We start from the raw sequence: 21,321 nt of genomic DNA on the forward strand, positions 1-21,321 counted from the left end.
ATCTCCTACGTCCCGCCCGGCACCGAGCGGATGCGCACCGCCCACTACGGCGTCCGCCGGACGGCCCGCGCCCCGGGTGTACGGAGGGCTACTCTCCGCGTACACGTCATTCCCCGGCGTCGCCCTCGGCCGCCTTGCCGGGGCCGGTCTCGTGCCGCGGCGGCTGGTTGTCCCGGCGCTTCAGATAGCGCTCGAACTCCCTGGCGATGGCCTCGCCGGACGCCTCCGGCAGCTCGGCGGTGTCCTTCGCCTCCTCCAACTGCTGGACGTACTCCGCGACTTCGCTGTCCTCCGCGGCCAGCTGGTCCACCCCGAGCTGCCAGGCCCTGGAGTCGTCGGGCAGCTCGCCCAACGGGATCCGCAGGTCGAGCAGGTCCTCCACCTTGTTCAGCAGGGCCAGCGTCGCCTTGGGGTTGGGCGGCTGCGCCACGTAGTGCGGCACCGCGGCCCAGAAGGTCACCGCCGGGATGCCCGCGTGCGCGCAGGCCTCCTGCAGCACCCCGACGATCCCGGTCGGGCCCTCGTACTTGCTCTCCTCCAGGTCCAGCGTGGTCGCCAGGTCCCCGTCCGAGGTCACCCCGCTGACCGGCACCGGACGGGTGTGCGGGGTGTCCCCGAGCAGCGCGCCCAGGATCACCACCATCTCCACGCCCAGCTCGTGCGCGAAGCCCAGCAGCTCCTGGCAGAACGAGCGCCAGCGCATGCTGGGCTCGATCCCGCGGATCAGCACGATGTCCCGGGTCTTCGGCTCGGTCACCCGGACCACCGACAGCCGGGTCGTCGGCCAGGTGATCCGCCGTACCCCCTCGTCCATCCACACCGTGGGACGGTTGACCTGGAAGTCGTAGTAGTCCTCGGCGTCGAGCGCCGCGAAGACCTTGCCCTCCCAGATCTCGTCCAGATGTGCCACCGCCGACGACGCAGCGTCGCCGGCGTCGTTCCAGCCCTCGAACGCGGCCACCATGACCGGGTCGATGAGCTCGGGCATGTCCTCGAGCTCGATCACCCAGGGCCTCCCTCCAGCGCGTGCCGTGGAACAGCGAGTTCCACGGACTGTAAGTGCCCAAGCCTACGGCGAACCATGCCCGTGCCGGGTGCTCAGCTCGCCCAGTCGCGGTGGTAGGCGGCCCAGTCCGCCGCGGTCGCGGTGTAGTCGACGTAGATCGCCACCCCGAACTTCAGCCGCCCGCTGTCGGCCAGCCGCACCCCGCGGATCGCCGCCGGGACGGTCTCGGCCGAGCCGTGGTGGTCCAGGTTCGACTCGGTGTACGCGGGCAGCCCGATCAGCAGGTCCACCGACGGCGGCACCGCCTGCAGCGCCAGCCGGGTCTGCTCCTCGGTGTAGCCGGTGAACAGGCTCCTGGTCGGCATCGCGGTGTCGTAGGCCATGATCGCCACCTGGTCGACCCGGTCCGCGACCGCGGTGAGGTAGCCGGAGGACCACCACTTGGGATGGTTCGCCAGCAGTGAGCCGAACAGGTGCGCGCCGGGCACCGGGTCGGTCTGCGGGGCGGAGACCGAGAGCAGCCGGCCGCGGTCCGCGGTCATCGTGTGCACCCGGGAGAGCAGCTCCAGGTAGTGCGGGTCGCCGGAGTGCAGCGGCTCCAGGTCCAGGTGCACCCCGTCGAACCCGGCGTCCAGCACCTGGCCGCAGGACTTCGTGATCCGGTCGGTGGCCCTGGCCAGGTCCATCCCCGGCCCCTCGTCGTCCAGCACCTGGCCCAGCCAGGCCTGCACCCTGACCCCGGGCAGCGCCCGGTGCAGCGCCGGGAGCAGCCAGGCCGCCCCCGGGTAGAGCGACGGGTCGAGCGAGCCGTCCAGCGCCAGCGGGCCGGTGTGCACATAGAGGTCGCGCACGCCGCCGCCGCGCAGCCGGTCCGCCAGCGCCGCCACGTCGGCCGGGCCCTTGCGGCCGTCCACCCAGGCGTGGCCCAGCCAGACCGCGTCGGCGCCGCGGCTCCTGGCGTCCGCCCGCGGCGTCCCCAGCGAGTCCGCCCAGAAGCCGCCGGACAGCCCGAGCAGCACGCCCAACAGGGTGAGCAGCACCGTGGCCACCAGCCGTACCGCCCATCTCCGGAACACCATGCGCACCCCTCCCGGGCTCAATCAACGGGACTCGTGCGACGCCTGTTCGGTTCCGTGCGCCCGCGCCGCCGCAATCCCGTTTGCCCGGCGGACTAAGCTGGGCCCGCGCGCACGCCGCGCACCGTCGACAGCCGTCGCATCCAGGGAGTCAGCAGCATGACCATGACCCAGCAGTCCCGCGCCACCGCCCTCCGAGAGGCTCTGGCCAGCCGAGTCGTCGTCGCCGACGGCGCGATGGGAACCATGCTGCAGGCCCAGGATCCGACCATGGAGGACTTCCAGGGCCTGGAAGGCTGCAACGAGATCCTCAACGTGACCCGCCCCGACGTCGTCGGCGAGGTGCACCGGGCGTACTTCGAGGTCGGCGTCGACTGCGTGGAGACCAACACCTTCGGGACCAACCTCTCGGCCCTGGGCGAGTACGACATCCCCGAGCGGATCTTCGAGCTGGCCGAGGCCGGCGCCCGGATCGCCCGCGGCGTCGCCGACGAGTTCACCGCGGCGGACGGCCGCGAGCGCTGGGTGCTCGGCTCGATCGGCCCCGGCACCAAGCTCCCCTCGCTGGGACACCTCCCCTACGCGGACGTCAAGGAGGGCTTCCGGCTGAACGCGGCCGGCCTGATCGCGGGCGGCGCCGACGCGCTGCTGGTGGAGACCAGCCAGGACCTGCTGCAGACCAAGGCCGCCACGCTGGGCGCCAAGCAGGCGCTGCGCGAGGCCGGGGTGGACCTGCCGGTGATCGTGCAGGTGACCGTGGAGACCACCGGCACCATGCTGCTCGGCTCGGAGATCGGCGCGGCGCTGACCGCGCTGGAGCCGCTGGGCATCGACCTGATCGGGATGAACTGCGCCACCGGCCCGGCCGAGATGAGCGAGCACCTGCGCTACCTGGCGAAGAACGCCCGGGTCGGCATCTCCTGCATGCCCAACGCGGGCCTGCCGGTGCTGGGCAAGGACGGCGCGCACTACGCGCTGACGCCGGAGGAGCTGGCCGACGCGCACGAGGTCTTCGTCCGCGAGTACGGCCTCGGCCTGGTCGGCGGCTGCTGCGGCACCACCCCGGCGCACCTCGGCGCGGTGGTCGAGCGGGTCCGCGGGACGGCGCTGACCGTGCGCGACCCGAAGCCGGACGCCGCGGCCTCCTCGCTCTACCAGGCGGTGCCGTTCCGTCAGGACACCTCCTACCTGGCCATCGGCGAGCGGACCAACTCCAACGGCTCCAAGAAGTTCCGCGAGGCCATGCTCGCCGGGGACTGGCAGGCCTGCGTGGAGATCGCCAGGGAGCAGATCCGCGAGGGCGCCCACCTGCTCGACCTGTGCGTGGACTACGTCGGCCGGGACGGCGTCGAGGACATGAAGAAGCTGGCGGCGCTGCTGGCGACCGCCTCCACCCTGCCGATCGTGCTGGACTCGACCGAGCCGCAGGTGCTGGCGGCCGGTCTGGAGATGCTCGGCGGCCGGGCTGTGCTGAACTCGGTGAACTTCGAGGACGGCGATGCCGACGACTCCCGCTACGGCCGGATCGCCGCGCTGGCCTCGGAGCACGGCGCGGCGCTGATCGCGCTGACCATCGACGAGGAGGGCCAGGCCAGGACCAGGGACAAGAAGGTCGAGGTGGCCGAGCGGCTGATCGCCGACCTGTGGACCCGGTTCGGCATCGAGGAGTCCTCGATCCTGGTCGACTGCCTGGCCTTCACCCTGGGCACCGGCCAGGAGGAGTCGCGCAGGGACGGCATCGAGACCATCGAAGCGATCCGCGAGCTGAAGCGGCGTCACCCGGCGGTGCAGACCACGCTGGGCCTGTCCAACATCTCCTTCGGCCTCAACCCGGCCGCCCGGATGGTGCTGAACTCGGTCTTCCTGAACGAGTGCGTCGAGGCCGGCCTCGACTCGGCGATCGTGCACGCGGCGAAGATCCTGCCGATGGCGCGGATCCCGGACGAGCAGCGCGAGGTCGCCCTGGACCTGGTCTACGACCGCCGCCGGGCGGAGGACGGCGACACCCCCGGCTACGACCCGCTGCAGCGCTTCCTTGAGCTGTTCGAGGGCGTCAGCGCGGCGTCGGTGCGGGCCGGCAAGGCCGAGGAGCTGGCGGCGCTGCCGCTGGAGGAGCGGCTGCAGCGGCGGATCGTGGACGGCGAGCGCAAGGGCCTGGAGGCGGACCTGGACGAGGCGCTGACCGTGCTGCCCGCGCTGGAGATCGTCAACACGGTGCTGCTGGAGGGCATGAAGACGGTCGGCGAGCTGTTCGGCTCGGGCCAGATGCAGCTGCCGTTCGTGCTGCAGAGCGCCGAGGTGATGAAGGGCGCGGTGGCCTACCTGGAACCGCACATGGAGAAGTCGGACGACGAGGGCAAGGGCACCATCGTGCTGGCCACGGTCAAGGGCGACGTCCACGACATCGGCAAGAACCTGGTGGACATCATCCTGACCAACAACGGCTACACCGTGGTCAACCTGGGCATCAAGCAGCCGGTCTCGGCGATCCTGGACGCCGCGCAGGAGCACCGCGCGGACGTGATCGGGATGTCCGGGCTGCTGGTGAAGTCCACCGTGATCATGAAGGAGAACCTGCAGGAGCTGAACCAGCGCGGGATGGCCGCCGACTTCCCGGTGATCCTCGGCGGGGCCGCGCTGACCCGGGCCTACGTCGAGCAGGACCTGCACGAGATCTACCGGGGCGAGGTCCGCTACGCCCGCGACGCGTTCGAGGGCCTGCGGCTGATGGACGCGCTGATCGGGGTCAAGCGCGGGGTCCCCGGCGCGGTGCTGCCGGAGCTGAAGCCGCGCCGGCACGCCAAGGTCGAGGTCGAGGAGCCGGAGGAGAGCACCACCCGCTCCGACGTGGCGGTGGACAACCCGGTCCCGTCGCCGCCGTTCTGGGGCGACCGGGTGGTCACCGGCGTCAACTTCCGCGACTACGCCTCCTGGCTGGACGAGGACGCGCTGTTCAAGGGCCAGTGGGGGCTGAAGGCGGCCCGCACCGGCGGCCCCTCGTACGAGGAGCTGGTGGAGACCGAGGGCCGTCCCCGGCTGCGGATGTGGATGGACCGGCTGCAGACCGAGGGCCTGCTGGAGGCGGCCGTGGTCTACGGCTACTACCCGGCGGTCTCCCAGGGCAACAGCCTGGTGGTGCTCGGCGAGGACGGCGGGGAGCGGACCCGCTTCACCTTCCCGCGCCAGCGCCGCGGCCGCCGGCTCTGCCTGGCCGACTTCTTCCGCCCGGAGGAGTCGGGGGAGAAGGACATGGTGGCCTTCCAGATCGTCACCATGGGCAACCGGATCGGCGAGGCGACCAAGGAGCTGTTCGAGTCGAACTCGTACCGCGACTACCTGGAGCTGCACGGCCTGTCGGTGCAGCTGGCCGAGGCGCTGGCCGAGTACTGGCACGCCCGGGTCCGGGCCGAGCTGGGCTTCTCCGGCGAGGACCCGGAGGAGATGAAGGAGATGTTCGCGCTGAAGTACCGGGGCGCCCGCTTCTCGCTCGGCTACGGGGCCTGCCCGGAGCTGGAGGACCGCGCCAAGATCGCCGACCTGCTCCGGCCGGAGCGGATCGGGGTGCACCTCTCCGAGGAGTTCCAGCTGCACCCGGAGCAGTCCACCGACGCCATCGTGATTCACCACCCGGACGCCAAGTACTTCAACGCGCGTTGATCGATCTCCACTGATCGGACACCGCGCATGCTTATCCTGGTCTGCCCCGAACCGGGACGGACCAGGAAAGTTGCGTGCACGTTGACCACCTTCGCCACAGCCGCGGCGCTCGACCGCGAATCCACCGGCCTGCAGGCCGTCCTGCTGGACATGGACGGCACGCTGGTCGACACCGAGGACTTCTGGTGGGAGGCCGAGTCCGGGCTGCTGGCCGAGCTGGGCCACCGGCTGGACCCGGCCGAGCGGCAGGTGGTCGTGGGCGGGCCGATGAACCGGGTGGTGGCGCACCTGCTCGCGGTGAGCGGGGTCGAAATCAGCCCCGAGGAGTTCGGCCCGATGATCAACGAGCGCTTCGCCGAGCTGGTCGGCCGGGGCGTGCCGGTGCTCCCGGGCGCCCTGGAGCTGCTGGACGAGCTGGCGGCTGCGGGCATCCCGACCGTGCTGGTGTCGGCGTCGCACCGGCGGATCATCGACCTGGTGCTGAGGACCCTGGGCGCGCACCGGTTCGCCTTCTCGGTGGCCGGGGACGAGGTGGCCAGGACCAAGCCGCACCCGGACCCGTACCTGGCCGCCGCGGCGCGGCTGGGCGCGGACCCGGCCCGCTGCGTGGTGGTGGAGGACTCGCCGACCGGCGTGGCGTCGGGCGAGGCGGCCGGCTGCCGGATGGTCGCTGTGCCGTCCGTCACACCCATCGGACCGGCCCCGGGGCGGACCGTCCTGGCGTCATTGCAGCAGGTCGACGTGGCTTTGCTGCGACGCCTGGTTCCGGTACCTGACGGGCTGTCAGAGTAACTAGCTGCTAACGCCATATCGGGCATACCTGGCTATTGCATGCCAATAGTTTGATCTTTGCGAAACCCTGTGTCAGGGGGCACTGCGAGCCGGTCTCAACATGTGGCACCCTACAGGCGACAGACCACTGCGCTCTCATGGCGACACCCCGGAAAGTGGTGTCTGGCTGCGCGGTCGTACGACACGCAAAGGAAGACATGTCTGCCGCGAAACGACTGGGGACGCTCGGCTGCGTCGGCCTGCTCGCAACGACCGCCGCCTGCGGCTCCTCATCCTCCAGCGGGGTCGCCGGAGTGCCGAAGACCACGCTGAACATGGGCACGGTCAGCGCCTACAGCAGCCTGGACCCGGCCGGCGCCTACGACGCCGGCTCGTGGATGGTGTTCTACAACGTCTACCAGGGCCTGCTGACCTACCTGCCCGGCTCGACGTCGCCGACCGTGGACGCCGCCAAGAGCTGCGGGTTCGTCGGGACCGACCTGATGACCTACAGCTGCACCCTGCCGGCCGGCCTCACCTTCTCCAACGGGGACCCGCTGGACTCGGCCGCGGTGAAGTTCTCCTTCGACCGCGTGGTCAAGATCGGCAGCGAGACCCTGCCGGACAAGCAGCCCGCCGACAACGGCTCCGGCGTCAGCGGCCTGCTGAGCACCATGAAGTCGGTGGACGCGACCACCCCCACCACGGTCGTGTTCCACCTGAAGACCGCGGACGCGACCTTCCCCGACCGGCTGGCCTCCGGTGTCGGCGAGATCGTCGACCCCAAGGCCTACTCCGCCACCCGGGTGCTGGACGGCACCTCGGTGGTCGGCTCCGGCGTGTACAAGATCGACTCGGTGCAGACCACCAAGGACTCCACCGGCGCGACCGTGCCGACCGAGGTCAAGCTGTCGCTCAACCCGAACTACAAGGGCGCCTACAGCAAGACCAAGCCGACCAACTCCGGCGTCACGCTGAAGTACTACGACGCCCCCGCGGACGTCCGCAAGGCGCTGGACGACGGCTCGATCGACCTCAACGCCAACAGCGACCTCACCGCCAAGGACGTCACCGAGCTCGAAGGCGCGCAGCAGCTGGGCAAGGGCCTGCAGGTGGTCGAGGGCGCCGGCGCCAACACCCGGATGATGGTGCTGAACACCAAGATGGCCCCGTTCGACAACGTGGCGGTGCGCCAGGCCATCGCCAAGCTGATCGACCGCGACGCCATCGCCAACACCTACGACCAGACCGTGACGCCGCTGTACTCGGTGATCCCGGGGGGCATCGGCGACGGCACCACGCCGTACGAGGAGAGCCCCTACGACGTCAAGCCGCTCAGCCCGGCCGTGGTCAAGGCCTCGCTGACCGGGGTCAGCCTGCCGATCAGCTTCGAGCTCACCTACGCCGGCAACTCGGTCGGCGGCCCGGCCGAGGCCGCGCAGATCAAGAAGACCCTGGAGGCCAGCGGCCTGTTCAAGGTCAAGCTGACCAGCGTGGCCAACCTGGGCAAGATGATCCCGCTCTGGTCCAGCCACAAGCTCGCCGCGTCGTTGACCGGCTGGCAGCCCGACTACCCGGACCCGGACGACTTCGTCTCCCCGTTCGTCGGCCTCGACAACACCTTCGGCAACGGCTACGCGCCGCCGAACATCATCAACAAGCTGACCCCGCTCAGCCTGAAGCAGGCCGACCGCGCGGACGACGCCACCGCCAGCACCTTCGAGAAGATCCAGAAGCAGTTCGCGCTGGACGCGGCGTACATCCCGCTGTGGCAGAACAAGCAGTACATCGTGACCCAGGCGAACGTCACCGGCGTCCCGCTGACGCTGGACCTGGCCGCGATCATGCGCTTCTGGATGATCGGCAAGAGCTGACCCACCGGGGGGGGAAGGGCCGGCCGGAGCACCCGCTCCGGCCGGCCCTTCCTGCCGTTCCGGGTCAGCCGTTGCCGGGGCGGACCAGGCCGCTCTCGTAGGCGAACACCGCCGCCTGCACCCGGTCCCGCAGGCCCAGCTTGGTCAGCACATGCCCGACATGGGTCTTCACTGTGGTCTCGCTGACGAACAGCTCCGCGGCCACCTCGGCGTTGGACAGGCCGCGGGCCACCAGCTTGAGCACCTCCACCTCGCGCTCGGTCAGCGTCGCCAGCGACGGCGGCGGGGCCTCCTCGCCGGAGGGCAGCCGCCCGGCGTACATGTCCAGCAGCCGCCGGGTCACGCTGGGGGCCAGCATCGCCGCGCCGTCGGCGACCACCCGGATCGCCTGCACCAGCTCCTCCGCCGGGACGTCCTTGAGCAGGAAGCCGCTGGCCCCCGCGCGCAGCGCCTCGACCACGTACTCGTCCAGGTCGAAGGTGGTCAGCACGAGCACCTTGGCCGGGCCGTCGCGGCCGGGCCCGGCGATCCGGCGGGTCGCCTCCACGCCGTCCATCCGCGGCATCCGGATGTCCATCAGCACCACGTCCGGCTGCAGCACCCGGACCTGGTCCAGCGCCTGCTGGCCGTCACCGGCCTCGCCGACCACCGCGATGTCCGCCTCGGCCTCCAGGATCATCCGGAAACCGGTACGGAGCAGCGGCTGGTCGTCGACCAGCAGTACTCGGATCGCCACAACACGCTCCAACTCGTCAAGGGGCTACAGGGAGAGGGTACGGCGGCGGCGTCCCGCCGAACGCGGGGCACAGCGCCTGGTAGGAGCACCAGTCGCAGAGCCGGTTGCGGTTGGCCGGCCACTCGCCGGTGGCCAGCGCCCGCTGGATCGCCTCCCACAGCGCCAGCAGCTTGCGCTCCACCGCCTGGAGGTCGGCCAGGTCCGGGTCGTAGGCGACCACGGCCCCGCCGCCGCCCAGGTAGACCAGCTGCAGCCGGCGCGGCACCACCCCGCGCAGCCGCCACAGCACCAGCGCGTAGAACTTCATCTGGAACATCGCCCTGCCCTCGAAGTCCCGCGAGGGGGCCCGGCCGGTCTTGTAGTCGACCACCCGGACCTCGCCGGTCGGCGCCACGTCCACCCGGTCGACGTAGCCGCGCAGCCGCAGCCCGGACTCCAGCTCGGTCTCCACGTACAGCTCGCGTTCGGCGGGCTCCAGCCGGTTCGGGTCCTCAAGACGGAACCAGCCGTCCAGCAGCTTCTCCGCGTCGGCCAGCCAGTTCGCCAGCTCCGTCCCGTCCACGTCGCCGGGGAACAGTTCGGCCAGCTCGGGCCGCTTCGCCAGCTGCTCCTCCCACGCCGGGCGCAGCAGCGCCCGCGCCGCCTCGGGGGTGCGCCGGCCCGCGGGCGCGTCGAACAGGCGCTCCAGCACGGCGTGCACCACCGTGCCCCGGGTGGCCGCGGCGCTGGGCGGCTCGGGGATCCGGTCGATCACCCGCAGCCGGTAGAGCAGCGGGCAGGTCATGAAGTCCCCGGCCCGGGACGGCGAGAGCGCCACCGGGGCGGTGGCCGGGCGGACGGCGCCGGGGTCGGCGGTACCGGGGCCGGTACCCGGACCGGGGTCGGTACCGGTACGGACGGCCTCGGTGCTGACGGTGTCGGGCGAGTGCATGGGCCGACCCTATGCGCCCGCACCGACAGTCCGGGCCGGTACCGGCAACCCGCCGCGATCCGGCCGGGCTCGCGGCGCACCGGTAGCCGCCGCCCGGCGCGGGTAGGAATGCCGGTGGGGGCGCGTAGCCTGACCCGGGGCGGACCGACCCGCACCCGGCCGGGTGCACCAGCAAGAGGGAGCCGCTGTGACCGACGACAGCAAGGGGGACCGCCCGGCGGGGGCGCTGCTGATGGGCCGCCCGTTCGGCGTACCGGTGTACGTCACCCCGGCCTGGTTCGTCATCGCTGCGCTGATCACCTGGACCTTCGGCGGCCAGATCGACCGGCTGCTGCCCGGCCTCGGCCGGGCCCGCTACCTGGTCGCGCTGTTCTTCGCGATCGCCTTCTACGGCTCGGTGCTGATCCACGAGCTGGCCCACACCGTGGTCGCGCTGCGGCTGCGGCTGCCGGTGCGCCGGATCCAGCTGCAGTTCTTCGGCGGGGTCTCCGAGATCGAGAAGGACGCCGACACCCCGGGGCGCGAGTTCTGGCTCGCCTTCGCCGGGCCGCTGCTGTCGCTGGTGCTCGGCGGGGTGTTCCTGGCGGCGCTGCGGCTGGTGCAGCCCGCGACCGTGCCCGGGGTGCTGCTGGCCGCGCTGATGCTCAGCAACTTCGTGGTGGCCGTCTTCAACCTGCTGCCGGGGATGCCGCTGGACGGCGGCCGGATGCTGCGCGCCCTGGTCTGGAAGGCCACCGGGCGGCCGATGGCCGGGACCCTGGCCGCCGCCTGGGCCGGTCGGCTGCTCGCCCTGCTGGTCCTGGTCGGCATGCCCACCTGGGCCGCCTACCAGGGCGTGAACCAGTCCACCGGCACGGTGCTGATCGACGCCGCGCTCGGCGCGATGCTCGCCGCGATCATCTGGAACGGGGCCGGCAGCAGCCTGCGGGTGGCCCGGCTGCGCGAGCGGCTGCCGCAGCTGACCGCGCGCGGCCTGGCCAGGCCCGCGGTCGAGGTCACCGCGGACACCCCGCTGGCCGAGGCGCTGCGGCAGCTGGAGCAGGCCGGGGCACGGGCCCTGGTGGTGGTCGACGGCGCGGGCCGCCCGGCCGCGCTGGTCCGCGAGCACGCGGTCAGGACCGTCCCCGACCACCGCCGTCCGTGGACCGCCACCGGCGCGGTCTCCCGCGCCCTGGAGCCGGGGCTGCGGATCTCCGCCGAGCTGACCGGCGAGGAGCTGCTGGACGCGCTCAGGGCGGGCCGGGCGGCCGAGTTCCTGGTCCAGGAGGCGGACGGGACGGTGCTCGGCGTCATCGCCGCGGTGGACGTGGAGCAGGCCTTCGCCCTGGCCATGGCCGGACGGCCGCCGCTGCCCGCGCCCGACGTCTCCGCCTCGGCGGTCTGAGCCCGGCCGGGCCCGCCGGGTGTGGTCGGCGGGCGCTGCGGGCTCCTCTAGACTGAGCGGCATGTCAGAACCGACCGGCGCCGCCCGCCGCCGCGGGCCCTTCCAGGTCGGGGACCAGGTCCAGCTCACCGACCCCAAGGGCCGCCACCACACCATCACGCTCGAACCCGGCAAGGCGTTCCACACCCACAAGGGCGCCTTCCCGCACGACGAGCTGATCGGGGCCCCCGAGGGCTCCGTGGTGCGCACCACGGGGAACACCGCCTACCTCGCGCTGCGCCCCCTGCTCTCCGACTACGTCCTCTCCATGCCGCGCGGCGCCGCGGTGGTCTACCCCAAGGACGCGGGGCAGATCGTCACCATGGCCGACATCTTCCCCGGCGCCCGGGTGGTCGAGGCCGGCGTCGGCTCCGGCGCGCTCAGCTGCTCGCTGCTCCGGGCCGTGGGCGACAGCGGCTCGCTGTCCTCCTACGAGCGCCGCGAGGACTTCGCCGAGATCGCCAGGAGCAACGTCGAGCGCTACTTCGGCAGCCCGCACCCGGCCTGGAAGCTCACCCTCGGCGACCTCCAGGACAACCTGGTGGAGACCGAGGTGGACCGGATGGTGCTGGACATGCTGGCCCCCTGGGAGTGCCTGGACGTGGCCGCCAAGGCGCTCGTCCCCGGCGGCGTGATCTGCTGCTACGTGGCCACCACCACCCAGCTCTCGCGCACCGTCGAGGCGCTGCGCGAGCACGGCAACTTCACCGAGCCGCAGTCCTGGGAGTCGATGGTCCGCAACTGGCACGTCGAGGGCCTCGCCGTGCGCCCGGACCACCGCATGATCGGCCACACCGGCTTCCTGCTCACCTCCCGCCGGCTCGCCGACGGGGTCGAGCCCCCGCTGCGCCGCCGCCGCCCGGCGAAGGGCGCGTACGGCGAGGTGGAGGTCCCGGTCGCGCCGAAGTCCGGCCGCTTCCTGAAGATGGCCGAGGAGGGCGCCGCCGACGGCGCCGTCCCGCGCGCGGAGGCCGCCGTCACCGCCGCCGCCGAGGGCCCCGCGCAGGACTGACCCGCCGTCACCACCCGCCGCCCGCCCGGACACCACCGGGCGGGCGGCGGCGTTCCGGCCCGGGTCCCCGGCCCGCAGCGGCGCGGCCACCCCTGCCCGAGGGCGGTGACCGCCGCTGTGGAAGGATGCTCCGCGAGGTCGCGCGGAAGGGGGACGGGATGGACCAGCAGGGGGCGCTCGGCCACACCCGGGCCCGTCCGTGGCACTGGCTCGGCACCGCCGCCGCCGTCGCGGCCGTGGTCGCCGCCGCCGTCGCGCTGGCCCCGGCCGGCTCCGCCGCCCCGGTCGCCGACGGGCCGCACACCGTCCCCGCCGCCTCCGCCCCCGACCCGGCCCTGGTGGCCTTCCCGCTGGACTGCGCCGGGCTGCCGGCCAAGGTCACCCAGCACTTCAGCGCCGACACCACCGGCAACGGCGCGCTGGTCACCGTGGTCGCGGTGCACTGCGACGCGCAGAACGGGACCCCGCCGGACGGCCTCTACGTGCTGCGCTCCGGCCCCGGCGGCAGGCCGAGGATCGCGGCCACCCTGATCAGCCCGGCCCAGGACCTCACCGTCCGCAGCGTCGGCCTGCGCGCCGACGGGGCGATCCACGCCGCGGTCGACGGCTACTCCTCGGCGGACGTGCCGCGCTGCTGCGCCGACCTGCACCAGACGTACACCTGGACGCCGGGGCCTGACGGGTACTCACGCACGGTCACCGTCCCGCTGTCGCAGGTGTGACCTTGATCACAAAAGGCTAGTCGGCGTCCGGCCCGTACACCTCGACCAGGTCGCTCCTCCGGCGGACGTGGATGCAGTCGCCGGGGCACTCCTTGGCCGAATCCACCACGTCCTGAAGCAGCGTCAGCGGCACCGGCACGGTCGCGCCCGGCTCGGCCAGCAGCTCGTCGCCCTCGCCGCGGACGTAGGCCAGGCCGTCGATGTCCAACTCGAAGACCTCCGGCGCGTACTGCACGCAGATGCCGTCCCCGGTGCAGAGGTCCTGGTCGATCCACACCTCAAGAGGCTCGTCCTGCGAGGACATACCGCCCGCCGTTCCTGTTGGCGACAACTGTTGACCCGATCGACTCTACAACTGCCCGCCGTCCGCTTCCCGGTCGGTACGAGTGGGTATCCCAGTACCGAGGGGACGTGCGCAAGGGTGAAGATCAGACACACCCCTTCCGACTTTCTGATCTAGGGGTTCCAACGGGACACGGCGCGGGTAGGGTCGGGTCACGTTCAGCTCCCCGGAGGAGGTGAGGACCGTGGCAGCCCACGACGACGACTACACCCGCGGCGGCAGGCCCGCACGGGGTTCTGAGGAAGCCCTCAGTCAGGTTTCCTTTCTGGAGCAGGAGATCGCTGTCCTGCGCCGCAAGATCGCAGAATCGCCGCGTCACGCGAGAATCCTCGAAGAGCGCGTCGTAGAACTCCAGACCAACCTGGCCGGGGTCACCGCCCAGAACGAGCGGCTCGCGTCCACCCTGCGGGAGGCCCGCGACCAGATCGTGGCCCTCAAGGAGGAGGTGGACCGGCTCGCGCAGCCGCCGGCCGGCTTCGGCACGTTCCTCAGCGCCAACGAGGACGGCACCGCCGACATCTTCACCGGCGGTCGCAAGCTGCGGGTGAACGTCACCCCCAGCCTCGACCTGGAGCAGCTCACCCGCGGCCAGGAGGTGATGCTGAACGAGGCCCTCAACGTCGTCGACGCGATGGAGTTCGAGAGCATCGGCGACATCGTCACCCTCAAGGAGGTCCTGGAGGACGGCGAGCGCGCTCTCGTCACCGGGCACACCGACGAGGAGCGGGTGGTCCGGCTGGCCGAACCGCTGCGCGGGATCAAGCTCCGCCCCGGCGACGCCCTGCTGCTGGAGCCCCGCTCCGGGTACGTCTACGAGGTCGTGCCCAAGAGCGAGGTCGAGGACCTGGTCCTGGAGGAGGTCCCGGACATCGACTACGACCGGATCGGCGGTCTGGGCAGCCAGATCGAGATGATCCGGGACGCGGTCGAGCTCCCGTACCTGCACGCCGAGCTGTTCAAGGAGTACGAGCTGCGCCCGCCCAAGGGCGTGCTGCTCTACGGCCCGCCCGGCTGCGGCAAGACCCTGATCGCCAAGGCGGTCGCGAACTCGCTGGCCAAGAAGGTCGCCGAGGTCACCGGCCAGCCCCAGGGGAAGAGCTACTTCCTCAACATCAAGGGCCCCGAGCTGCTCAACAAGTACGTCGGCGAGACCGAGCGGCAGATCCGCCTGGTCTTCCAGCGCGCCCGTGAGAAGGCCAGCGAGGGCACCCCGGTCATCGTCTTCTTCGACGAGATGGAGTCGCTGTTCCGCACCCGCGGCTCCGGCGTCAGCTCGGACGTGGAGAACACCATCGTCCCGCAGCTGCTCGCCGAGATCGACGGGGTGGAGGGGCTGGAGAACGTCATTGTGATCGGCGCCTCCAACCGCGAGGACATGATCGACCCGGCGATCCTGCGGCCCGGACGGCTCGACGTCAAGATCAAGATCGAGCGCCCGGACGCCGAGGCGGCCAAGGACATCTTCAGCAAGTACCTGAAGAACTCCCTGCCGCTGCACCCCGACGACGTCAAGGAGCACGGCTCCTCGGTGGACGCCGCCATCGCCGCCATGATCCAGGCGGTGGTCGAGCGGATGTACACCGAGACCGAGGAGAACCGCTTCCTGGAGGTCACCTACGCCAACGGTGACAAGGAGGTCCTGTACTTCAAGGACTTCAACTCCGGCGCGATGATCCAGAACATCGTGGACCGGTCGAAGAAGATGGCCATCAAGGACTTCCTCGACAAGGGCCAGCGCGGTCTCCGGGTCTCCCACCTGCTCTCCGCCTGCGTGGACGAGTTCAAGGAGAACGAGGACCTGCCCAACACCACCAACCCGGACGACTGGGCCCGGATCTCCGGCAAGAAGGGCGAGCGGATCGTGTTCATCCGCACGCTGGTCACCGGGAAGCAGGGCGCCGACTCCGGCCGCTCGATCGACACCGTCGCCAACACCGGCCAGTACCTCTGACACCTCTGACGCAGTACCGGTAGCACCGTAGGACCCGTAGGACCAAGGACCGCCACCGTCCGGCTGCGGCTGTTCCCGCAGCCGGACGGTTCGCGTCCCGACACATTCGAACAACTCCGGGCGGTGACCTCCCGGTTGTCAGTGCGCAGTTCTAGGCTCGGGTCACCGAACCGAGCCGACCGCTGACGGTGAGTCGTCAACGGCAGTTCGAAGGAGGGCCGCATGACTGTACGGCGCGTTATGGGAATCGAGACGGAGTACGGGATCTCCGTCCCGGGGCACCCCAACGCCAACGCCATGCTCACCTCGTCGCAGGTGGTCAACGCCTACGCGGCGGCGATGCACCGGGCGCGGCGGGCCCGCTGGGACTTCGAGGAGGAGAACCCGCTGCGCGACGCGCGGGGCTTCGACCTGGCCAGGGAGACCGCGGACGCCAGCCAGCTGACCGACGAGGACATCGGCCTCGCCAACATCATCCTCACCAACGGCGCCCGGTTCTACGTGGACCACGCCCACCCCGAGTACAGCTCGCCCGAGGTCACCAACCCGCGGGACGCGGTGCTCTGGGACAAGGCCGGCGAGCGGATCATGGAGGAGGCGGCCAGCCGCGCGGCCCAGGTGCCCGGCGCGCTGCCGATCCACCTCTACAAGAACAACACCGACAACAAGGGCGCCTCCTACGGCACCCACGAGAACTACCTGATGAAGCGGTCCACCCCGTTCGCCGACATCGTCAGGCACCTCACCCCGTTCTTCGTCTCCCGCCAGGTGGTCACCGGGGCCGGCCGGGTCGGCATCAACCAGGACGGCTCGGTCGACGGCTTCCAGATCAGCCAGCGGGCCGACTACTTCGAGGTCGAGGTCGGCCTGGAGACCACCCTCAAACGCCCCATCATCAACACCCGCGACGAGCCGCACGCCGACGCCGAGAAGTACCGCAGGCTGCACGTCATCATCGGCGACGCCAACCTCTCCGAGGTCTCCACCTACCTCAAGCTGGGCACCACCGCGCTGGTGCTGTCCATGATCGAGGACGGCTTCATCAACGTCGACCTGGTGGTCGACCAGCCGGTGCGCACCCTGCACCGGATCTCCCACGACCCGGACCTGGGCCACCTGCTCTCGCTGCGCAGCGGCCGGAAGATGACCGCGGTGCAGCTCCAGATGGAGTACTGCGAGCTGGCCCGCAAGTACGTCGAGGACCGCTTCGGCGCCGACGCCGACGAGCAGACCAGGGACGTCCTGGAGCGCTGGGAGGACGTGCTGGGCCGGCTGGAGAGCGACCCGATGAGCCTGTCCCGGCAGCTGGACTGGATCGCCAAGCGGGAGCTGCTGGAGGGCTACCGCACCCGGGACTCCCTGGACTGGGACAGCCCCCGGCTGCACCTGGTCGACCTGCAGTACGCCGACGTGCGGGCCGAGAAGGGCCTCTACAACCGTCTGGCGCAGCGCGGCCGGATGGACAGGATCCTGGACGAGGCGGACGTGCTGCGGGCCGCCCACAAGCCGCCGGAGGACACCAGGGCGTACTTCCGCGGGCGCTGCCTGGAGCAGTACGCGGACCACGTCGCCGCGGCGTCCTGGGACTCGGTGATCTTCGACCTGCCGGGGCGGGACTCGCTGCAGCGGGTCCCCACGCTGGAGCCGCTGCGCGGCACCCGTAAGCACGTCAAGGCGCTGCTGGACCGCTGCCGCACGGCGGAGGAGCTGGTCCGGGTGCTGTCCGGCGGCGCCGGGGGGTGAACACCTGTCCGCTTCGGGCGTAACCGCTGAGTAGCCGCGAGTGACTACGGGTGAACGGGAAAGCCGCTGGGCATCATCCCAGCAGCACCGGACGTTGAAGTGGTAGCGCAAAAGACGGGGCGGTTGTCACCCCTCGTGTATAGGGTCTGACCAGCAGTACCGAGAAGTTCCGGGCAAGCCTGGCGCGCATCGGCGCGCCGACAACCGAGCGGGGTGAGGGACATGGCGACCAAGGACACCGGCGGCGGCCAGCAGCGGGCGAACCGCTCCTCCGAGGAGGTCGAGGAGGCGGAGGTCGAGGCCAACGAATCCTCCGACCTCAAGGATCGCAAGGCCAAGCTCGACGACGACGTGGACGCGGTGCTCGACGACATCGACGAGATCCTGGAGTCGGACGCGGAGTCCTTCGTCCGCTCGTACGTGCAAAAGGGCGGTCAGTGACCCGGAGCCCGGCCTGACCGGCAGGCCCCGGATTCCGGTCCCGTTCCGCACCGACCGGAATCCGGGGCCGGAACATGTGGATCACGGTCGTAAAACGGGTAGGGTCCGAGCCATCCCCTGCCTCAACTGCAATGGCGGGCCGGGGCAGTTCAAGGACCGGCCCGACCTGCTCCGACGTGGGGCCGACTATCTGGAAGGGAACGTGTGGAAGCCAACACTCGTGGCACCGGGCGTCTGCCGGCTGCCTTCTTGACGCCGGGTTCGTCGTCCTTCGTCGAATTCCTGGCGGACCACCAGCCGGAGCTGCTGCCGGGCCGCCGCGCCCTGCCGCCGGGCGTCCAGCCGCTGGAGGCCCCGCACGGGACCACCATCGTCTCGGTCACCTTCGACGGCGGCGTCATCCTGGCCGGCGACCGCCGCGCCACCATGGGGAACCTGATCGCCCAGCGGGACATCGAGAAGGTGTTCCCGTCCGACGAGTACTCCGCGGTCGGCATCGCCGGCACGGCCGGCCTCGCCGTGGAGATGGTCCGGCTGTTCCAGCTGGAGCTCGAGCACTACGAGAAGATCGAGGGCACCCAGCTCTCGCTGGAGGGCAAGGCCAACCGCCTCACCACCATGATCCGCGGCAACCTCGGCATGGCCATGCAGGGCCTGGCCGTGGTGCCCCTCTTCGCCGGCTACGACCTCGACCTCGGCCGCGGCCGGATCTTCAGCTATGACGTCACCGGCGGTCGCTCCGAGGAGATGGGCTTCGCCGCCACCGGCTCCGGCTCGCTGTTCGCCAAGGGCTCGCTGAAGAAGCTCTACCGCCGCGACCTCACCGCCGAGGAGGCCACCACCGCCGTGGTCCAGGCGCTCTACGACGCCGCCGACGACGACTCGGCGACCGGCGGCCCCGACCTGACCCGGGGGATCTTCCCGATCGTCGGCGTGATCACCGCGGACGGCTTCCGCCGCCTGCCGGACGAGGAGGTGGGGGCCCTGGCCCGGAGCATCCTCGACCGCCGGCTGGAGTTCCCGAACGGCCCGCAGGCCGGTCTGCTCTAGCCCCCTTCTGATTCCGACCACTTCCACCGCCAATACTCACGACTGATCAGAAGGGGCGACCGCCGGTGTCGACGCCGTTCTACGTCTCACCCCAGCAGGCCATGGCCGATCGCGCCGAGTACGCCCGCAAGGGCATCGCGCGCGGGCGCAGCGTGGTCGTGCTCACCTACGCCGACGGCATCGTCTTCGTGGCTGAGAACACCTCCCGGGCGCTGCACAAGGTGTCCGAGATCTACGACCGGATCGCCTTCGCCGCGGTCGGCCGCTACAACGAGTTCGAGAACCTCAGGATCGGCGGCGTCCGCTACGCCGACCTGCGGGGCTATTCCTACGACCGCGCCGACGTCAACGCCCGCGGGCTGGCCAACGTCTACGCGCAGACCCTGGGCACCATCTTCTCCAGCACCGGCGAGAAGCCGTACGAGGTGGAGCTGATCGTGGCCGAGGTCGGCAAGGCCCCGTCCGACGACCAGATCTACCGGCTGACCCCGGACGGCTCGGTGGTCGACGAGCAGCACACGGTCGCGGTGGGCGGCAATTCGGAGTCCATCAGCACCTATCTGGAACAGCGCCACACCGAGGGGCTGACCCTCCCCGAGGCGCTGAAGGTCGCGGTGGAGAGCCTGGCCAGGGACCCCAACGGGGGCCAGGCCCGGACCCTGACCCAGGATCAGCTGGAGGTCGCGGTGCTGGACCGCGGCCGCTGGCAGCAGCGCAAGTTCAAGCGGCTGACCGGCGACCAGCTGGGCCGGCTGCTGGCGGGGGACGAGACCGCAGCCGGCGAGGACGAGGCGGCGGACGGGCCCGCTGCCGCAGAGTCCGCCGCGGACCAGGCCGCCGACCTGGACGAGGTGCTCGACGACCTGCCGGAGCTGGACGGCGAGTCCGAGGCGCCCGAGGAGGACTGAGCGGCCCCGCCTGTCCGGGGGCGCGCGTGCGATCGACCGCGCGCGTCCCCGCCCCTCGGCCGAACTGACGGTAGATCAACGACGCCGGGACCTATTCGGTTTCGGACACCGTCCGACAGTGCACATCTTGAGTGAGGGCCGGCGAAGGGGAGAGACCATGGACCGCAGAATCTTCGGACTGGAGAACGAGTACGGCGTCACCTGCACCTTCCGGGGCCAGCGGCGGCTCTCCCCGGACGAGGTGGCCCGCTACCTCTTCCGCCGGGTGGTCTCCTGGGGCCGCAGCAGCAACGTCTTCCTCCGCAACGGCGCCCGGCTCTACCTGGACGTCGGCTCGCACCCGGAGTACGCCACCCCGGAGTGCGACGACGTCTCCGAGCTGGTCACCCACGACAAGGCGGGGGAGCGGATCCTCGAAGGCCTGCTGGTGGACGCCGAGCGGCGGCTGCACGAGGAGGGCATCGCGGGCGACGTCTACCTCTTCAAGAACAACACCGACTCGGCCGGGAACTCCTACGGCTGCCATGAGAACTACCTGGTCGGACGGCACGGCGAGTTCTCCCGGCTGGCCGACATCCTGATCCCGTTCCTGGTCACCCGGCAGCTGATCTGCGGCGCGGGCAAGGTGCTGCAGACCCCGCGCGGCGCGGTCTACTGCGTCAGCCAGCGGGCCGAGCACATCTGGGAGGGGGTGAGTTCGGCCACCACCCGCTCCCGTCCGATCATCAACACCAGGGACGAGCCGCACGCCGACGCCGAGCGCTACCGCCGGCTGCACGTCATCGTCGGCGACTCCAACATGTCGGAGACCACCACCCTGCTCAAGGTGGGCGCGACCGACCTGGTGCTGAAGATGATCGAGGCCGGGACGGTGCTGCGGGACCTCACCCTGGAGAACCCGATCCGGGCCATCCGCGAGGTCAGCCACGACCTGACCGGCAACCGCCAGGTGCGCCTCGCCAACGGCCGGGAGGCCAGCGCGCTGGACATCCAGGAGGAGTACTTCACCAAGGCCAGCGAGTTCGCCGACGCCAAGGGGCTGCGCAGCGGCACCATCGCCCAGGTGCTGGAGCTCTGGGGCCGCACCCTGGAGGCGATCAGGGCGCAGGACTTCTCCAAGGTGGAGCGGGAGATCGACTGGGTGATCAAGTACCAGCTGATCGAGCGCTACCGGGAGAAGCACGGCATGAACATGTCGCATCCCAGGGTAGCCCAGATCGACCTGGCGTACCACGACATCCACCGCAAGCGCGGCCTGTTCTACCTGCTGCAGAACCGCGGCCAGGCCGAGCGGACCAGCAACGACCTGAAGATCTTCGAGGCCAAGTCGGTGCCGCCGCAGACCACCAGGGCCCGGCTGCGCGGCGACTTCATCCGCCGGGCGCAGGAGCAGCGCCGCGACTTCACCGTCGACTGGGTGCACCTCAAGCTGAACGACCAGGCGCAGCGGACGGTGCTCTGCAAGGACCCGTTCCGCTCGGTCGACGAGCGGGTGGAGAAGCTGATCGCCGGCATGTAGCCGCCGTCGGTCGGCCCGGCGGGTGATTTATGTGACGAATCGGCCCCTGTGTCCTCTCATCGGGGACACAGGGTCGGCGCACCATTGCCGATTCGTCCCGATGAGGTCTTAGAGTGGCGAGGACCAATCGTCCGAACCGTTCCCCACCGACCAAGACG

The 21,321-nt window shown here is 70.9% G+C and carries 18 protein-coding genes; 13 read left to right on the forward strand and 5 right to left on the reverse strand.

Annotated features, from left to right (window positions below; translation table 11 throughout):
• Positions 1–106 precede the first annotated feature (106 nt).
• Positions 107–1,006 carry a PAC2 family protein gene (locus ACEZDE_RS31785; protein WP_380543923.1) on the reverse strand — a complete coding sequence of 300 codons (900 nt, stop codon included), beginning with the start codon at positions 1,004–1,006 and terminating at the stop codon, positions 107–109.
• Between the two features lie 92 nt (positions 1,007–1,098).
• Entirely contained in the window at positions 1,099–2,085 is a 987-nt protein-coding gene (locus ACEZDE_RS31790; protein ID WP_380543926.1) for a hypothetical protein, read from the reverse strand.
• A 156-nt stretch (positions 2,086–2,241) separates the two neighbouring features.
• Here ACEZDE_RS31790 and metH point away from each other — a divergent pair, with 156 nt between their 5' ends.
• The 3 genes from metH to ACEZDE_RS31805 all read left to right on the forward strand — a co-directional run bounded on the left by metH (position 2,242) and on the right by ACEZDE_RS31805 (position 8,384).
• Positions 2,242–5,739, forward strand: coding sequence for a methionine synthase (gene metH / locus ACEZDE_RS31795; RefSeq protein ID WP_380543928.1), 3,498 nt, complete (start codon positions 2,242–2,244; stop codon positions 5,737–5,739).
• 81 nt (positions 5,740–5,820) lie between these two features.
• The gene (locus tag ACEZDE_RS31800) at positions 5,821–6,531 is read left to right on the forward strand and encodes an HAD family hydrolase (RefSeq protein WP_380543931.1); all 711 of its coding nucleotides are present in this window, start codon (positions 5,821–5,823) and stop codon (positions 6,529–6,531) included.
• Positions 6,532–6,728: 197 nt separating this feature from the next.
• Positions 6,729–8,384 (forward strand): ABC transporter substrate-binding protein, encoded by a 1,656-nt coding sequence (locus ACEZDE_RS31805; protein WP_380543934.1) that lies wholly within the window; start codon positions 6,729–6,731, stop codon positions 8,382–8,384.
• 64 nt (positions 8,385–8,448) lie between these two features.
• On the opposite strand, the gene ACEZDE_RS31810 is transcribed toward ACEZDE_RS31805, so the two are convergent.
• Together ACEZDE_RS31810 and ACEZDE_RS31815 are read right to left on the reverse strand one after the other, a co-directional pair.
• Positions 8,449–9,120, reverse strand: a complete 672-nt coding sequence (locus ACEZDE_RS31810; protein ID WP_380543937.1) for a response regulator — start codon at positions 9,118–9,120, stop codon at positions 8,449–8,451.
• A gap of 16 nt (positions 9,121–9,136) precedes the next feature.
• Complete coding sequence (locus ACEZDE_RS31815) at positions 9,137–10,051, reverse strand: RecB family exonuclease (RefSeq protein ID WP_380543940.1); 915 nt, start codon at positions 10,049–10,051, stop codon at positions 9,137–9,139.
• A gap of 232 nt (positions 10,052–10,283) precedes the next feature.
• Between ACEZDE_RS31815 and ACEZDE_RS31820 the strand changes: the two genes are divergently transcribed.
• The 3 genes from ACEZDE_RS31820 to ACEZDE_RS31830 all read left to right on the forward strand — a co-directional run bounded on the left by ACEZDE_RS31820 (position 10,284) and on the right by ACEZDE_RS31830 (position 13,208).
• Positions 10,284–11,435 carry a site-2 protease family protein gene (locus tag ACEZDE_RS31820; protein ID WP_380544043.1) on the forward strand — a complete coding sequence of 384 codons (1,152 nt, stop codon included), beginning with the start codon at positions 10,284–10,286 and terminating at the stop codon, positions 11,433–11,435.
• Positions 11,436–11,496: 61 nt separating this feature from the next.
• On the forward strand, positions 11,497–12,486 hold the full coding sequence (locus ACEZDE_RS31825; RefSeq protein ID WP_380543943.1) for a tRNA (adenine-N1)-methyltransferase: 990 nt from the start codon (positions 11,497–11,499) through the stop codon (positions 12,484–12,486).
• A gap of 158 nt (positions 12,487–12,644) precedes the next feature.
• Positions 12,645–13,208 (forward strand): hypothetical protein, encoded by a 564-nt coding sequence (locus ACEZDE_RS31830; protein WP_380543946.1) that lies wholly within the window; start codon positions 12,645–12,647, stop codon positions 13,206–13,208.
• A gap of 16 nt (positions 13,209–13,224) precedes the next feature.
• Here ACEZDE_RS31830 and ACEZDE_RS31835 read toward each other — a convergent pair whose 3' ends face one another.
• Positions 13,225–13,512, reverse strand: coding sequence for a ferredoxin (locus ACEZDE_RS31835; RefSeq protein ID WP_380543949.1), 288 nt, complete (start codon positions 13,510–13,512; stop codon positions 13,225–13,227).
• A gap of 223 nt (positions 13,513–13,735) precedes the next feature.
• On the opposite strand from ACEZDE_RS31835, the gene arc reads away from it, so the two are divergent.
• From arc to pafA, 7 genes are all read left to right on the forward strand, one after another.
• Entirely contained in the window at positions 13,736–15,502 is a 1,767-nt protein-coding gene (gene arc, locus ACEZDE_RS31840; RefSeq protein ID WP_380543952.1) for a proteasome ATPase, read from the forward strand.
• A gap of 222 nt (positions 15,503–15,724) precedes the next feature.
• Positions 15,725–17,245, forward strand: coding sequence for a depupylase/deamidase Dop (gene dop, locus ACEZDE_RS31845; RefSeq protein ID WP_380543955.1), 1,521 nt, complete (start codon positions 15,725–15,727; stop codon positions 17,243–17,245).
• A 222-nt stretch (positions 17,246–17,467) separates the two neighbouring features.
• Positions 17,468–17,686, forward strand: coding sequence for a ubiquitin-like protein Pup (locus tag ACEZDE_RS31850; protein WP_380543958.1), 219 nt, complete (start codon positions 17,468–17,470; stop codon positions 17,684–17,686).
• Positions 17,687–17,762: 76 nt separating this feature from the next.
• The gene (locus tag ACEZDE_RS31855; RefSeq protein ID WP_380543961.1) at positions 17,763–17,939 is read left to right on the forward strand and encodes an endonuclease domain-containing protein; all 177 of its coding nucleotides are present in this window, start codon (positions 17,763–17,765) and stop codon (positions 17,937–17,939) included.
• Positions 17,891–18,736, forward strand: a complete 846-nt coding sequence (gene prcB, locus ACEZDE_RS31860) for a proteasome subunit beta (RefSeq protein WP_380543964.1) — start codon at positions 17,891–17,893, stop codon at positions 18,734–18,736. The genes ACEZDE_RS31855 and prcB overlap by 49 nt, the downstream gene beginning before the upstream one ends.
• Before the next feature lie 65 nt (positions 18,737–18,801).
• Positions 18,802–19,644: a proteasome subunit alpha gene (gene prcA, locus ACEZDE_RS31865; RefSeq protein ID WP_380543967.1), complete on the forward strand. Its 843-nt coding sequence runs from the start codon at positions 18,802–18,804 to the stop codon at positions 19,642–19,644.
• 157 nt (positions 19,645–19,801) lie between these two features.
• Complete coding sequence (gene pafA / locus ACEZDE_RS31870) at positions 19,802–21,163, forward strand: Pup--protein ligase (protein WP_380543970.1); 1,362 nt, start codon at positions 19,802–19,804, stop codon at positions 21,161–21,163.
• The last annotated feature ends 158 nt before the right edge of the window (positions 21,164–21,321 follow it).

It is taken from the genome of Streptacidiphilus cavernicola, from assembly GCF_042510955.1.
In the GTDB taxonomy this organism is placed as follows: domain Bacteria; phylum Actinomycetota; class Actinomycetes; order Streptomycetales; family Streptomycetaceae; genus Streptacidiphilus; species Streptacidiphilus cavernicola.